Raw genomic sequence first — 16,384 nt, forward strand, 5'->3', positions numbered from 1 at the left:
AAACTCTTTTTTTTAATACAATATTTTTGTATAATCTTATTATACATTGAATTTTGGAGGTTGTAAAATGAAGTTTTTAGGAGTTATACCAGCGAGATATGAATCGACAAGATTACCAAAAAAACCATTGAAAGATATATGTGGTCATCCTATGATAGAATGGGTATATAAAAGAGCATTAAAATCAAATTTAGATAGGGTCGTAGTTGCAACAGATTCAAAAGAAGTTTATGAAGCTGTAAAAAAATTTGGTGGAGATGTTGTTTTAACTAGTAAAAATCATTTGAATGGAACAAGTAGAATAGCCGAGGTTTGTCAAAATATTAAAGATTATGACGTTGTGATTAATATTCAAGGGGATGAACCGCTTATAGAAGCTGAAATGATCAATGCATTAATAGATTCATTTGAAAAAGAAAAAGAATTAAAAATGTCGACACTAAAACATAAATTGATAAAAAAAGAGGATATAGAAAATCCAAATTTTGTAAAAGTTGTGACAGATAAAAATGATTATGCAATATATTTTTCAAGAAGTGTAATACCTTATCCAAGAAATGAAAACTTAGATTTATACTATAAACATGTTGGAATTTATGGATATAAAAGAGATTTTGTTTTGGAATATTCTCAATTAGAAAGTACACCGTTAGAAAACTCAGAGTCTTTAGAGCAACTTAGAGTTTTAGAGAACGGATATAAAATTAAAGTTTTAGAAACTAAATTTGAAGTGATAGGTGTAGACACGCAAGATGAATTAGATAAGGTAAGACTACATATAAAAGAAAAAGGAATTAAAATATAATGGTAAAAAAAATGAATATAAAAAAATGGATAGTAGGGGCGTGTTTTCTTGTATTGATAGGGTGTAGTAATAACTCAAAAAAAGAATATTATGAAAACTTACAAGGGGGAAAGGACTCTAAAGGGAGAGCGCAAAAGAGTAATTTAAAAGGTGATAGAGTAGAGCTTTATAGTAACTATAAAAAGGATGACTTTCCAATTGCTAAACCGATTGCATACTTAGGTTATGTAAATGATATGCAACTACCTAAAACTCCTTTTAAAAGTTATACAGAGAGTGAATTCTTATCGTTTTATAAAAATATAAAAGCAAAAGGGTATGGAGATAGTTCAAATTATTGGCGATGGCACTTTATACTTACTAAGAAAGAATTAAATAATATTTTAAATAAAAATTTAGTGAAATTATCTTCAAGAAGAACAAAAGAAGTTTTGACATACTCTAATGGGAAATGGATAGCGAAGTCATTGCCCTTAAATCCTATAGGAGAACTTCAAGAATTAAAAGTTGTTCAGAGAGGGAAATCAGGATTGATAATAAAGCTTTTAATAAAAGGTACACGTGGAAAATACCTTGTCGTGAAAGAAGGAAATATAAGGAATGTTCTTGGACTCAGTAAATCAACAACAGGGACACAGGTAAATATATATGGTGCTAAGGGTGGAGCTGAAAAATATGGAGAAAGACCAATCTCAAAAAATCCTTCATTACTACCATCAGCATTTTTCTCATTTGAAAAAAATTCAACTGGAGGATATAAATTTTATGGTGGTGGATATGGGCATGGTTCTGGAATTCCACAATGGGCAGCGATGGATTTAACTAAAAATAAAGGATATAGTTATCAAAAGGTTTTACAGAGATACTATGCTGATACAAGAATAAAAAATCTTAATTCTATTGATGAAATTGGAAAAAGTATAAGAGTTGGAATAATGACATCAGGGTTTTCATCTGTGGATCATACAAAAATTGGTCTATATTCAACAGGAAAGATAAGCCTGAAAAGTAAGGGTGGAAATATAAGCATAAGCCCAAGAACATATGTAGATTTTACAAATCAAAAAGGATATACAACAGTAGTAGTAGATGGGAAAATTAAATTAAAAACAAAACATTATATATCATTAAGTTCAACCCAGATGATAGCGGTGACAAATATAAAAAGAAATATAAAAAATTCTAGATATCCTTTTTATAGAGGGAATTTTGAAATTAGACAGTCTAAAAATCAAGGTAAATTAAATTTAATAAATGAAATTTTAATAGAGGATTATTTACTTCAGGTTGTGCCGAGTGAAATGCCAAAGAGTTTTGGATTAGAGGCATTAAAAGTTCAAGCAATAGCGGCCAGAACCTATGCAGCAAAAGACATTTTAAGAAAAAGATACCAAAGTTTAGGATTCCATATTTTAGACAGCACACAAAGTCAAGTTTATAATAATTTAGACGAAAATGAAGTAGCAAATCAAGCTGTAAAATCAACCAAAAGCTTGATTTTAGTACATGAAAACAAACCTATCGATGCAAAATATTATTCGACATCTTCAGGGTTTAATTCTAGTGCGCATAATGTTTGGTAAAAAAAGTAAAAAAGCATTGACTAAAGAGTCATTATAGATTAAAATAATCTATGACTGTTTAGTCATTTTTTATTTTTATCTTTACGAAAGGGGGAATAATGGGGAAAGGAGATAAAAGGCAACAAATTTTAGAAGCTGCTAAAGATGTATTGTTAAAAAAAGGAATTTTTAAAACAAGAGTTGAGGATATAACTAGTTATCTTGGAATAGCTAAGGGTAGTTTTTACACCTATTTCAAATCAAAAGATCAACTTTTAGAAGAGATAATCATTCAATTTTTTGATATAAGAAAAAATGAATTTGAAGAGATAGAGAAGAGTGATGAAGATTTTAGAGATAAAATTAAAAAATTTATAATTAGAAGATTTGCACTTACAACATCAGAGAATTTAAAGTCACATTTGATATTGATTAACTTGACAAGAAATTTAGAACATCTTACTTCGGAACTTAGAAGTAAGCTTTTAGAAATTGAGCTTTTGAACAGAAAAATATTAAGGGAAATAATAAAACAGACAATTTCAACGACCTCAGAAATTAGTTATTCTGAAAAAGAGATGGATGTTTTGATTATTTTTATAATGGGAGGAATAAAATCGTATAGATTGGAAAGACTTTTTTATAAAAATACAAAAGATTACTTTATAAGTGATATCAAAGAGCTACAAGAAAGAATAAAAAATATTGATTCGGAAAATGAAATTGAATTATTAACCAATGGAATTATCCAAATATTAACAGGAGGAAAATAAAGATGAAAAAATTATTAGGACTACTAGTAATATTATCAACAGCAGCTTTTTCTAGAGAACTGACATTGGAAAGCGCAATTGATTTGGCATTAGAAAATGGAAAGACAATAAAAACATCTGAACTTTCTAAAGAAAATGCAAACTTAAATGTAAAAAGAGCTTTTAAAACAGCTTTACCAAAGGTAACATATAATGGAAAGTATGAAAAAGCCGAGCATACTACAAGAAATATGATTATTGGCGATACTATTGAAAGTAAATTTAAAAGTGGATATACCCAGACAATAGGAATATATCAACCCCTTTTTCAAGGTGGAGCAATAACTGGTGGAATTATTGGAGCAAAAGCTTCAAAAAATATTGCAGATATATTTTTCTTAGCTGAAAAAAGAGATGTAAGAATGAATATAATCTCGCTATATTCAAGTATAATAAACTTCGAAAAAGATTTGACAGTTTTAGAATCGTCAAAGAAAGAGTTGCAAGCTAGATATAATAAGCAAAGTGAGCAATTAAATTTGAGACTCTTAACAAAGGCGGATCTATTAAAAACAGAATATTCAATATTAGATTTAGAGTCACAGATAACAGGAACTAGAACAAACTTAGAGGTGGCTAAGAAGGACTTAAAATTAAAATTAATGATTCCAGCAAATGAGGTATTAACTTTAAAAGAGTTTCAAGTACCTGAAAATTTAACATCAGGAATTGATTTTGATAAAGATTTAAGCCAAGCTTTAACAAACAGTTTATCTTCTAGATTAGCAACTAATAAAGTGAACTATGCTGAAGCTGAAAAAATAGTTGCAAGATCAAGCCTTTTACCTCAAGTTGAAGCTTTTGGAACTTATGGAACATCTAAAGAAAGTCATCACTTTGACAATAGTTTTGACAATGCAGAGTGGAGAGGTGGAGTGGCAATAAAATGGGATGTGTTTGAGTTTGGAAGCGGTATAGATCAATATAATGTTGCTAAAAATAGTGAAGAAATAGAAACAATAAATAAGGATTTAAGTTCTGATAATATAAAACTATCTGTAACGAGAGACTACAAAGAACTTATCCGTTTACAGCAACTGAGAGATTCTAGAAGTAAAGCTTTAGAAGCTGCTAGAGAAAACTTTGCAATAGATACAGAAAGATACAATACAGGGTTGATTTCTACAGTAGATTTTCTATTGTCTGAAAGTCAGTATAGACAAGCTGGAGTAGAGTATAACGCAGCGATATTAAATTATTATGTAGCATTTGAAAAATACAGATCATCACTTATTTAACATTGGGAGGAAGAAATGAAAAAGGGATTATACATATTATCGGCAGTAGCCTTGCTAGTAACTGCTTGTGGAAAAAAAGAGGAAGCAATAGTAGTGAAACCAAAAAAACCAGTAGTGGTATCAGTGGTTGAAAAAGAGGTTGTGTCAGATCTTTATGTGACAGATGGAACTTTACTACCCCAAGAAAAAGTAAACCATACACTTGATTCACAGGGGACAGTAGTGACTGTTTTGAAGCAAAATGGTGATTTTGTAAAAAAGGGAGAAGTGGTAGTAAAATTTAAAGATGCAACAACAGAAGCAGATTATAATGCCGCAAAATTTAATTATGAGTCGACAAAGAATAATTTTGAAAAATTTAATACACTTTATGAAAAACAAATGGTTTCACAATTAGAATTTTTAAGTTATAGAGACGCTTATACAAATGCAGTAGCAGATTTCTTATCAAAAAAATCTAATTTTGAAAAATTGACAAGAAAATCAGAAATAACAGGATTGATTGGAAATTTAGATTTAAAACCTGGAAATGTTGTGGAAGCTAATAAGACAGTCTTCACTGTAGTAGATGAAAATATAATGGACATAACTGTTGATTTCCCAGGGTATTGGTTAAATAGTTTGAAAGTTGGATCACCTGCTAAAGTTAAGGTGTCGGATTTAGGTGGAAAAGAGTTCGTTGCAAAAGTAAAGGAAATCAATCCAATTGCAGACTCAGAAACAAAAAAATTCCCTGTTAAACTTTCAATAGAAAATAAAAATATGGAACTAAAAGATGGGATGTATTCAAAAGTAACTATTCCAACAGAGAAAAGAGACGGAATAGTAGTTCCTCAAGCAGCTGTTTTTATAAGAGATCTATTAAGTTACGTTTATAAGATAGAGGACGGTAAGGCTAAAAGAGTAGAGGTTACAACTGGGGCAACTGCAAAACCTAATATTGAGATTCTTGAAAGTGAATTGAATGTGGGAGATAAAGTTGTATCAGATGGAATATTCGGATTAGCTGATGGAGATGAAATTACAATAAATAACGAAACTAAATAGAAAAAGAGGTGAAGTATATATGTCTTTAGCAGGTATTGCTATACGTAGACCAGTTGCAACAGTAATGGTAATGGTATCGATGGTATTTTTAGGAATTGTTTCGATGCTATCAATGAAATCAGAACTGCTTCCAAATATGAATATCCCGATGGTAATTGTCAGAACTACTTGGAACGGTGCAGTTCCAGAGGATATAAACAGTCAAATTACAAAGAAAATAGAAGATTCTTTGTCGGGAGTTGATGGAATAAAAAAAATAACATCGACATCGTCGTTTGAAACATCATTAGTTAGTATTGAATTTGATTACGGTGTGAATATAGATTTGAAAAGAGGAGATGTTCAAAGAGAAATAGATACAATTTCAGGAGAGTTGCCAGATGATGCTTCAAAACCAGTGACACAAAAAAAGTTGGCAGGATCTGGAAATACAGCAATGATGCTGAATGTGTCTGGACCAAAATTTTTAGAGTTAACAACTTTTGTTAATGAGTTTATGACTCCAAGATTTGAAAGAATAGGTGGAGTTGGAAGTGTTGATACTTTAGGATCGCCAGATAAGCAGATTCAAATTCAATTCAACACAGATAGATTATCAGCTTACAATTTAACACCAACAGAACTTTATGATCTAATAAAAGCTTCATCGGTTAATATTCCATTAGGAGTAATAAAGACAGGTGGAAAAGATGTAGTTGCAAGATTTATGGGTGAGTTTAATTATTTAAATGAATTTGAAAATATGATTTTAAGAAGTAATGGAAAAACATTAAGACTTAAAGACGTAGCAACAGTTAGTCTTACAACAGAGGATCAAAAAGAAATAACAAAGCTAAATGGAGAACCATCAGTAATGTTAGTAATAGAAAAATCAACTGATGGAAATATATTAGTTATAAATGATAGTGCTAAAAAAGCATTAGAAGAGATGAAACCTTATTTCCCTAAAGGGGTAGAAGTAACTACGGTTATGGATTATTCTGAGAATATAAACTCTTCAATTTCAGGAGTAAAAGGAAATGCTGTAACAGGATTAGTTCTTGCAACAATAGTTTTATTTGTATTCTTAAAAAATGTGAGAGCAACAATGCTTATTTCACTTGCATTACCAATTGCGATTGTATTTACATTTGCATTTCTATCATTGTTAGGAGTTACTATCAACGTAATATCATTGATGGGATTATCAATAGGGGTAGGAATGCTGACAGATAACTCGGTTGTTGTTATAGATAATATCTACCGACATATAACAGAGTTAAAAAAACCAGTAGTAGAAGCTGCAGAGGATGGAGCTTCAGAAGTAGCGGTAGCGATACTAGCTTCAGCGTTAACAACAATGGTAGTATTTATTCCAGTATTGTTCATACCGGGTATTGCTAGAGAAATATTTAGAGATATGTCACTTTCAATAATATTTTCTAACGTAGCGGCATTGATTGTATCGTTGACATTGATGCCGATGGTAGCCAGTAGATTTTTAAAAGCAGATGCCGATATAACTAAAGAAGGTAAAGTTTTTGGAAAAGTAAAATATTACTATGATTCTATAATCGAATGGGCTATAGTAAATAGAAAGAAAACTGTTGGATTTGCATTTGGTGCATTCTTTATTATGATGATTTTAGGACCAATGCTGACAAGAACAGAGTTTATTCCAAAACAAGATTATGGTAGATACGCTGTGGTATTGGAGTTAGAAAAAGGATTGTCTGTTGAAAGAGCAGAGGAAATTACAGAACAAGCAATAGATATAGTTAAGAAGAATCCTTTAACAAGAACATATATATCTTTAGTTAAAACAGATGTAGGAATAGTAAACGTTGACATCGGGCCAAAAACAGATAGAGATGTTTCAGTATTCCAAGTTATGGATAGCCTAAGACCGGAACTTTCTACAATACCAGGGGTAAAGTTTAACTTGAAAGATGATTATCAATCTGCTGGTGGAAATAGAGATGTTGAGTTTAGAATATCATCTGATAGTTTAGAAGTGGCAGATGCCATAGCTAAGCAAGTACAGGAAAAAATAAGCAACATTCCAGGGATTAAAGATATTACATCGAGTATAGAGCCTGGAAATGTTGAAGCGAGAGTTGTTTTGAATAGAGATAAGTTAAAAGCTTATGGAATAAGTCCTTTTGATATAGGAAGAACTATCAGTTACTCTTTCTTAGGAGGAAATAGAGGTACGGGACAGACTCTTTCAGTAAAAACAGGAACAGAAGAGATTGATGTATTGATAAGATTATCAAAGGAAGAAAGAACAAACATAAGTACACTAGAACAACTAAATATCAGAACAGCTGATAATAGATTTGTGAAAGTTTCTGATGTGGCAGATGTAGTAATGGCAGAAGGAGCCGCTCAAGTAACTAAAACAGATAAAATATTCTATGCATCAGTTTCAGCCAATGATGGAGGAATAGGTCTTAGTAAAGTTCAAAGTGAAATTGTAAAGGCCTTTGAGGAAACAAACGCACCAAAAGGTGTAATGTACTCTTGGGGAGGAATGTCTCAACTATTTAATGAGGCAATAGTTCAAATGGGAATGGCATTAGCGATATCTATATTCTTAATATATGCAATCTTGGCATCTCAGTTTGAGAACTTCTTATTGCCAGGGATCATATTAGCATCGGTACCCCTTGCTATGATTGGAGTTTATGGTGGACTTATTCTAACAAACTCTCCATTTGATATGATGGTTATGATAGGGATAATTATGCTGGCCGGAACAGTTGTTAACAATGCAATAGTACTTATAGATTTTATTAAGATATTGAGGGAAAGAGGGTATAGTACTCATGATGCCGTTAGAGAATCATGTAAGACAAGACTTAGACCAATTTTAATGACAACAATGACGACAGTATGTGGAATGATACCTCTAGCTTTAGGTTTTGGAGAGGGAGCGGAGTTATATTCAGGAATGTCAGTTGCTGTAATATTTGGACTTTCTTTTTCAACAATATTGACATTGGTTGTAATTCCAGTATTATATATAACAGTTGAAGAGTTTATAGAAAAAATGGCAAATAAATTAAAAAGAAAAGCAAAATAAATAAAAAAATCCCTTTGAGTTAAAGCTTAAAGGGATTTTTTATTGAAATTCTTTTAAAATTTGATTGAAAAAAATTAAAAGCTATGTTAGACTTATGGCAAGTAAAAAAATAAAATAAATAACTTGTATAATAGTTGTGATAAGGTCAACGAGTTTCTACCTGCCGCCGTAAATGGGCAGACTACAAGTCAAATTTGGAATAGCTTTAGAGCTTTTTTTCAACTTGATTCTTGTAGGAAATTACTGTGTAATTTCCTTTTTTTATTAGTTTTTGTTGACCGCAAAAATAGGAGGAGTTGAGAGAATGCTTACAAATACAGTTTCTATAATAAAAATAAAAAAGAAAAAAATAGTAATACATATAATTAAAAATAAGAATAAGTGTGTAAAAACGCAGATTATTGAAAAGGGAGAATTGTAACCTTTTTAGTAATGTGCGTTTTTTTATTTTTTAATCAGGGAGGAAAAATGACGAAAATAGGTGTAATAATGGGAAGTAAATCAGATTTACCAACTATGAAGCAGTGTTTAGAGATATTAGAGGAGTTAGGAATAAAGTACGAAGCAAAGATTATTTCAGCACATAGAACACCAACTCTAATGTTTGATTATGCTAAAGAAGCTAAAGATAGAGGAATTGAAATTATTATAGCAGGAGCTGGTGGAGCAGCTCACTTACCAGGGATGGTTGCTAGTTTGACAGAATTACCAGTTATTGGTGTACCTATAGAAACAAAGACATTAAAAGGAATAGACTCACTTCTTTCGATAGTTCAGATGCCAGGAGGAGTTCCTGTTGCAACAGTTGCAATAGGAGGAGCTAAAAATGCAGGGATATTAGCAGCTAAGATAATAGCATTAAAAGATGAAAAAATAGCTAATAAAATAAAAGAATACAGAGAAAATATGGAGAGGATGATTTTAGATGAAACAATCTAAAAGCATAGGAATATTGGGTGGTGGGCAATTAGCAAAAATGCTTTGTGATTCTGCTAAAAAAATGGGGTATAAAACAATAATACTGGATCCTGATTCAGAGTCATGTGGGAAATTTTCATCTAATATTCATATTAATAAAAGTTACAAAGATGAGGAAGCATTAAAAAAAATGTGTGTAATGAGCGATGTAATAACCTATGAGTTTGAGAATGTCTCGATTGATTCAGTAGAGTTTATAGAAAAAAATAGTGGAAATATTCCACAGGGAAAAGCTCCTTTATACATAAGTCAAAATAGAGTTAGGGAAAAAAATGCGGTGAGTAGATTGGGGATAAAAACAGCAAAGTATATACAAGTTTTTAATAAAAAAGATTTAGAGAATGATATTTTAAAAATTGGGTTTCCATCTCTATTAAAAACATGCTCGGGAGGATATGATGGAAAAGGGCAATGGAAATTAGTGAATGAATGTGATTTAGAGAATATAAAATTAGAAAATAGAGAGTATATTCTTGAGGAGATGATAGATTTTGAAAAAGAGGTTTCATGTTTAGTGGTAAGGGGAGTAAATAAAGAGATAGTAACTTTTCCAGTCGGAGAAAATATCCATGAAAAGGGTATACTCAAAATGACGATTGTTCCAGCTAGAATCTCAAAAGCGTTAGAAACAAAAATAGTGGAAAGTTCTAAAATGATAATAGAAGAGCTGGATTTTGTGGGGCCTCTGGGTATAGAATTTTTTATAAAAGGAGACGAAATATATTTTAATGAAATGGCTCCAAGACCTCATAATAGTGCTCACTACACAATGGACGCATGTAACTTTTCACAATTTGATATACATTTAATGTCAATTTTAGGATTGAATTTTCCAGAGATCAAACTTTTAAATGGAGTTGTGATGTTAAATATATTTGGTGAAGATAGGACAAAAGTAGAAAAAATATCGGAAAGCAAGGAAGTTAAAGTTCACATTTATGGGAAAAATCTATGGAAGCCAGGAAGAAAAATGGGACACGTTAATTTTTGTGGGGAAGATATAGAGGAATTGATAAATTTAGTAAAATCATTCTAGGAGGATATATGAATAAAAGAGTCTTTATTAGAAAAAAAGAAGGATTTCAGGTTGAAAGTTTAGGGCTTCAAAATGATCTTTTAGAAAATTTAAAAGAAACTGGAATTCTTAATATAGATTTATATAATATTTACGATATATTTAATTGCACTCAAGAGGATTTAGAACTTTTAAAAAATAAAGTTTTATCAGAGCCAGTAACAGATGATGTCTATGAAAATATAGACTTAAGCAAAAAAAAATATTTGGCAATAGAATTTTTACCAGGTCAATATGATCAAAGAGCAGATTCAGCTGAGCAGTGTTTAATGCTTTTGAACAATAGAGCTGGAGTGGAGATTAAAAGTGGGAAATTACTAGTATTTCATGGAGAAATAAAAAAATTTGAAAAAGTGAAAAAATATCTTATAAATCCAATAGAGATGAGAGAAAAAAATCTGGATATTTTAGAAAAAAATGACAGTATAGAGATTGAAAAGGTTCCAATATGTCTAGGATTTAGAGAAAAATCAGAAATAGAGTTGAAAGATTTTGCTGAAAAACTAAGCTTGGCAATGAATTTAGAAGATTTAAAACATATTCAAAATTATTTTAAAAGAGAAGAAAAAAGAGATCCTAAAGAAACCGAAATAAAGGTTCTGGATACTTATTGGTCGGACCATTGCAGACATACAACGTTTGAAACATATTTAAAAAATATTATAATTGATGCTGGAGAATTACAAGAAAGTATTCAAAATACCTTTGAAAAATATATGAATTTAAGAGAGAAAGTACATGGCAACAAAAAACCAATGACGTTGATGGATATGGCAACTATTGCAGGAAAATATTTAAAAAAAATTGGAAAATTAGATGATATGGAGTTATCAGAAGAGATAAATGCTTGTAGTATAGAGGTTGATGTAGATGTTGAAGGTGAAAATCAGAAATGGCTATTGATGTTTAAAAATGAAACTCATAATCATCCCACAGAAATTGAGCCATTTGGTGGAGCTAGTACTTGTATAGGCGGAGCTATCAGAGACCCGTTATCTGGAAGATCATATGTTTATCAAGCTATGAGAATTACTGGAGCAGGAGATATAACAGAAGGTGTAGAAAATACACTCGCAAATAAGCTTCCTCAGGAGAAGATATCTAAAGGGGCAGCTTTAGGGTACTCATCTTATGGAAATCAAATTGGACTTGCAACAACATTTGTAAAGGAGATTTACCACACAGGATACAAAGCTAAAAGAATGGAAGTTGGAGCAGTGGTTGGAGCGGTTAAAAAAGAGTATGTTAGAAGAGAAAAACCAACTTCAGGGGATTTGATAATTTTATTAGGTGGAAAAACTGGAAGAGATGGTGTGGGTGGAGCCACAGGATCTTCAAAAGAACATACTGAAGAATCTTTAGTAAAATGTTCATCTGAAGTTCAAAAAGGAAATGCTCCTATCGAAAGACGGATTCAAAGATTATTTAGAAATCCGGAAGTAACAAAAATGATTAAAAAATCAAATGATTTTGGAGCAGGAGGAGTAAGTGTTGCAATAGGAGAGATTGCAAATGGAGTTGAAATAAACCTAGATAGAGTTCCTGTAAAATATTTGGGATTAAATGGGACAGAGTTAGCAATATCGGAATCTCAAGAAAGAATGGCAGTTGTGGTTGAAGAAAAAGACGTGTTAAAATTTCAAAAGCTGGTAAGAGATGAGAATTTAGAGTCTTCAGTTGTAGCAAAAGTCACACAAAATGAGAGATTAGTAATTAAATATAGAGGAGAAATATTAGTTAATCTTTCAAGAGCCTTTCTAGATACTAACGGTGTTAGACAAGAGCAGAATATTCTTATTAAAGAGAGTGGTGTTCAAAATCCATTTGTCGTAAAAAATACTAAAAATTTATCTCAAAGCATAAATGAAATTATGGAAAGCGCAAATGTAGCTTCTCAAAGAGGGATGGTGGAGATGTTTGACTCATCAATAGGTAGAAGTACAGTTTTGATGCCTTATGGAGGAAAATATCAACTGACGGAATCTGAGGCGAGTGTTCAAAAATTACCAACAGACAAAATAACGACAACTTGCTCGATAATGTCTTATGGATATAACCCAGAGATATCAAAATATTCGCCATATCTTGGGTCTCAGTATGCTGTTATAGAATCACTAGCTAGAATTGTTGCGACAGGTGGAGATTACAAAAGAGCTAGATTATCATTTCAAGAATATTTTGAAAAACTATCAAAAGATGAGATTAAGTGGGGGAAACCATTTTCAGCACTTTTAGGTGGAATTGAAGCTCAAATGCAGTTTGAAACTCCAGCAATTGGTGGCAAAGATAGTATGAGTGGGACATTTAAAGATATAGATGTACCACCAACACTGATATCATTCGCGGTTGTAACTGAAAATGTTAAAAATATAATATCTCCAGAGTTTAAATCAGAGGGGAACTATATTTATCTTGTGAAGAGCGATAGACTGAATGGAGATATGCCTGATTACAATAATATAAAAAGAAACTTTAATCTTATTAGAGAAGCAGTGTTATCAAAAACAGTAATATCTGCATCAACTATAAAATTTGGTGGAATAGCAGAAGCTTTAATAAAAATGTCTTTTGGAAATAAAATAGGAATAGATGTTTTAATAGAACAAGATTTATTTGCATTAATGCCTGGAGATATAGTTTTAGAATCAAAATGTGAGTTAAGTTTTGGAGAATTGGTAGGTATGACTACAGGCACAAAAACTCTAAAGATAAACCATGAAACATTTGATATAGAGAATTTAATCAGTGTTTGGGAAAAGAAATATATAAAAATTTATCCGTATAGTATAGAAAATAAAGGAGAAGTTATAGAAAAATCTTTTTCTGTAAATGAAAGGTTTAAAGCTAAAAAATTATATGATAAACCTAAAGTTTTAATAACTGTTTTTCCTGGAACAAACTGTGAATATGATACTAAAAAAGCTTTTGATGCTGTTGGAGCACAAACAGAAATATTTGTTTTTAATAACTTGGGAGTGGAAGAGATAAAAGATAGTATAGAAAAACTATCTAGAAAAATAGAAAGTTCACAAATATTTGTGATACCTGGAGGATTTAGTGCTGGAGATGAACCAGATGGATCTGGAAAATTTATAGCTAATATTCTTCAAAATAAAATTATAAAAACAAGCATAGAAAATTTTTTAGAAGAAGATGGATTGATTTTAGGGATTTGTAATGGGTTTCAAGCTTTAATAAAATCTGGATTATTGCCCTATGGAAATGTGGATAAACTCCATGAAAATTCTCCGACATTGTTTAGAAATGATATAAACAGACATATATCAAGAGTTGTGACAACAAAAATTACATCAAACAACTCTCCTTGGATGAGTTCGTTTAAAGTTGGAGATGTTCACAGTGTTCCTGTTTCACATGGAGAGGGGAAATTTATTATCAACAAAGAGTTTGCAGAGGAGCTTTTTAATAGCGGACAAATAATAACTCAGTATTGTGATGAATTAGGAAAAGCATCTATGGATAAAGATAAAAATTTGAATGGATCAAACTATTCTATTGAAGGTATTGTTTCAAAATGTGGAAAAATATTAGGGAAGATGGCACATTCAGAAAGATATGAAGATGGGTTATTTAAAAATATTAAAGGGAATAAAGCACAAGATATTTTCACAAATGGAGTTAATTATTTCAAAAAATAAATATTAAATTGGAGAGTGAGTGTATGTTGTTAGTAGAGGAGAATAAATTATATGAAGGTAAGGCAAAGAAGGTGTATAAAACAGAAAATCCAGATGAAGTAGTAATTTATTATAAAGATGACGCCACAGCATTCAATAATTTAAAAAAAGGACAAATACAGAATAAAGGTATTTTAAATGCAGAAATAACAACAATAATTTTTAATTATTTAAAAAAAAATGGAGTTGTAACTCATTTAATAGAAAATCTTTCTGAAAGAGCCCAATTGTGTAAAAAAGTGGAGATTATACCGTTAGAAGTTATAGTTAGAAATACTTTGGCAGGATCAACAGCTAGATTATTAAAAATGGAAGAGGGAAAGGTATTGAATGCTCCAATATTTGAGATTTGCTATAAAAAAGATGAGTTAGGAGATCCTATGATAAATGATTCTCACGCCATAGCATTAAATATAGCGACAAGGGAAGAGTTAGATGAAATCTATTCGCAGACAAAAAAAATAAATGAACTATTGAAAGAATTTTTCAAAAAGGCGGATATAGAACTTGTAGATTTCAAAATTGAGTTTGGAAAGGATGCTGTGGGAAATATAATTTTAGCAGATGAAATATCCCCAGATTGTTGTAGACTTTGGGATAAAGACACAAGAAAAAAAATGGATAAAGATAGATTTAGAAGAGATTTAGGGGATGTTGAAGAAGCGTACCAAGAGGTTTTATCAAGAATAAGTAGAGTGGTGTAATCATGATAAAAGAGATAGAATATTTTTTAAATGGAAAGATAAATGAAGAGTGTGGAGTTTTTGGGATTTTTAATGTTGAGGATGCAGCACAGTTAACTTATTATGGACTTCATTCACTCCAACACAGGGGACAAGAGGGGGCTGGAATAGCCTCTTGTGACAATGGAAATATCATTAGAGAAAAAGGAGAAGGATTAGTAACCGAAGTTTTTAATAGTGATAAAATGTCTAAACTTTCAGGAAACATGGCTATTGGGCATGTGAGGTATTCAACATCAGGTGGTGGTGGAATAGAGAATGTTCAACCGATACTTGTGCGTTCTCATACAGGAGATTTTGTAGTGGCACACAATGGGAATATAGTAAATGCAAAGGAGTTGAAAATGCAACTTGAAGCTATGGGAAGTATTTTTCATACAACTTCCGACAGTGAAATAATAGGGCATTTGATTCAAAGAGAGGTTGGATCTTTTCAAGAGAAAATATTAAAGGCATTGCCAAAATTGGAAGGGGCATTTTCATTTCTAATAATGGATAGGGAAAGTCTTTATGTAATTAGAGATAAAAACGGGTTTAGGCCACTATCTATGGGAAAATTAGGTAATGGCTTTGTATTTAGTTCTGAAAGTTCAGCTTTTGAAATTGTGGGAGCAGAGTATGTAAGAGGGCTTAAACCGGGAGAGGTTTTAAAAATTTCTAAAGATAAAATAGTTTCAAAGCAATATACGGATTGTACTCAAGATAAGATGTGTGCAATGGAATACATCTATTTTTCGAGACCAGATAGCAGCATAAATGGTTTAAATGTACATACGAGCAGAAGAAAATGTGGGTCTATTTTAGCTAAAGAAAGTGCTGTTGAAGCCGATATAGTAATAGGTGTTCCAGATTCTTCACTCTCTTCGGCTATGGGGTACTCAGATGCTTCAGGATTACCATATGAACTTGGCCTTGTAAAAAATAGGTATGTGGGGAGAACCTTTATAAAGCCTAATCAACAGCAACGAGAACGTGGTGTAAAAATGAAACTTTCAGCTATGGAAGCTGTTGTAAAAGGGAAAAAAATTGTTCTAGTAGATGATTCAATTGTTAGAGGGACAACATCTAAACATATAATTCAGTTGTTGAAGGATGCTGGTGCCAAAGAGGTTCATATGAGGATAGCATCATCTCCAATAATAAGCCCTTGTTTTTATGGGGTAGATACCTCAACATACAGTGAACTTATAAGTACTAGATTGAATCCAAAAGAGTTGGGGGAGTTTATTGGGGCAGATTCTTTGGCATTTTTATCACATGAAGGGATGCTTGAAGGACTAGGAAAAAATGTATGTACTGCATGTTTTACAGGGAGATATCCAACAAGCATGTTCAGTTTATTAGAAAATCTTAAAAAATAGG

11 protein-coding genes and 1 riboswitch are annotated in these 16,384 nt (G+C 31.4%); all 11 genes read left to right on the forward strand.

The features are described from left to right. The first annotated feature begins 67 nt into the window (after window positions 1-67). Window positions 68-805, forward strand: coding sequence for a 3-deoxy-manno-octulosonate cytidylyltransferase (gene kdsB, locus Q0V67_RS02975; RefSeq protein WP_297596899.1), 738 nt, complete (start codon window positions 68-70; stop codon window positions 803-805). Window positions 806-816: 11 nt separating this feature from the next. Beyond that, window positions 817-2,388 (forward strand): SpoIID/LytB domain-containing protein, encoded by a 1,572-nt coding sequence (locus tag Q0V67_RS02980; protein ID WP_297596900.1) that lies wholly within the window; start codon window positions 817-819, stop codon window positions 2,386-2,388. 98 nt (window positions 2,389-2,486) lie between these two features. After that, complete coding sequence (locus Q0V67_RS02985) at window positions 2,487-3,140, forward strand: TetR/AcrR family transcriptional regulator (protein WP_297596901.1); 654 nt, start codon at window positions 2,487-2,489, stop codon at window positions 3,138-3,140. A 2-nt stretch (window positions 3,141-3,142) separates the two neighbouring features. Beyond that, on the forward strand, window positions 3,143-4,417 hold the full coding sequence (locus Q0V67_RS02990) for a TolC family protein (protein ID WP_297596903.1): 1,275 nt from the start codon (window positions 3,143-3,145) through the stop codon (window positions 4,415-4,417). 15 nt (window positions 4,418-4,432) lie between these two features. Then, the gene (locus Q0V67_RS02995) at window positions 4,433-5,464 is read left to right on the forward strand and encodes an efflux RND transporter periplasmic adaptor subunit (protein WP_297596905.1); all 1,032 of its coding nucleotides are present in this window, start codon (window positions 4,433-4,435) and stop codon (window positions 5,462-5,464) included. 19 nt (window positions 5,465-5,483) lie between these two features. After that, the gene (locus Q0V67_RS03000) at window positions 5,484-8,528 is read left to right on the forward strand and encodes an efflux RND transporter permease subunit (protein WP_297596907.1); all 3,045 of its coding nucleotides are present in this window, start codon (window positions 5,484-5,486) and stop codon (window positions 8,526-8,528) included. Window positions 8,529-8,631: 103 nt separating this feature from the next. Further along, a riboswitch (purine riboswitch) is annotated at window positions 8,632-8,732 on the forward strand. 264 nt (window positions 8,733-8,996) lie between these two features. Then, the gene (gene purE, locus Q0V67_RS03005) at window positions 8,997-9,467 is read left to right on the forward strand and encodes a 5-(carboxyamino)imidazole ribonucleotide mutase (RefSeq protein ID WP_297596909.1); all 471 of its coding nucleotides are present in this window, start codon (window positions 8,997-8,999) and stop codon (window positions 9,465-9,467) included. After that, window positions 9,454-10,542 carry a 5-(carboxyamino)imidazole ribonucleotide synthase gene (purK, locus tag Q0V67_RS03010; RefSeq protein ID WP_297596911.1) on the forward strand — a complete coding sequence of 363 codons (1,089 nt, stop codon included), beginning with the start codon at window positions 9,454-9,456 and terminating at the stop codon, window positions 10,540-10,542. The genes purE and purK overlap by 14 nt, the downstream gene beginning before the upstream one ends. Before the next feature lie 8 nt (window positions 10,543-10,550). Continuing rightward, on the forward strand, window positions 10,551-14,240 hold the full coding sequence (locus Q0V67_RS03015; protein WP_297596913.1) for a phosphoribosylformylglycinamidine synthase: 3,690 nt from the start codon (window positions 10,551-10,553) through the stop codon (window positions 14,238-14,240). 23 nt (window positions 14,241-14,263) lie between these two features. Continuing rightward, window positions 14,264-14,983 (forward strand): phosphoribosylaminoimidazolesuccinocarboxamide synthase, encoded by a 720-nt coding sequence (purC, locus tag Q0V67_RS03020; RefSeq protein WP_297596915.1) that lies wholly within the window; start codon window positions 14,264-14,266, stop codon window positions 14,981-14,983. A 2-nt stretch (window positions 14,984-14,985) separates the two neighbouring features. After that, window positions 14,986-16,383 (forward strand): amidophosphoribosyltransferase, encoded by a 1,398-nt coding sequence (gene purF / locus Q0V67_RS03025; RefSeq protein ID WP_297596917.1) that lies wholly within the window; start codon window positions 14,986-14,988, stop codon window positions 16,381-16,383. The last annotated feature ends 1 nt before the right edge of the window (window position 16,384 follow it).

Source organism: uncultured Cetobacterium sp., assembly GCF_947072685.1.
Taxonomy (GTDB): domain Bacteria; phylum Fusobacteriota; class Fusobacteriia; order Fusobacteriales; family Fusobacteriaceae; genus Cetobacterium_A.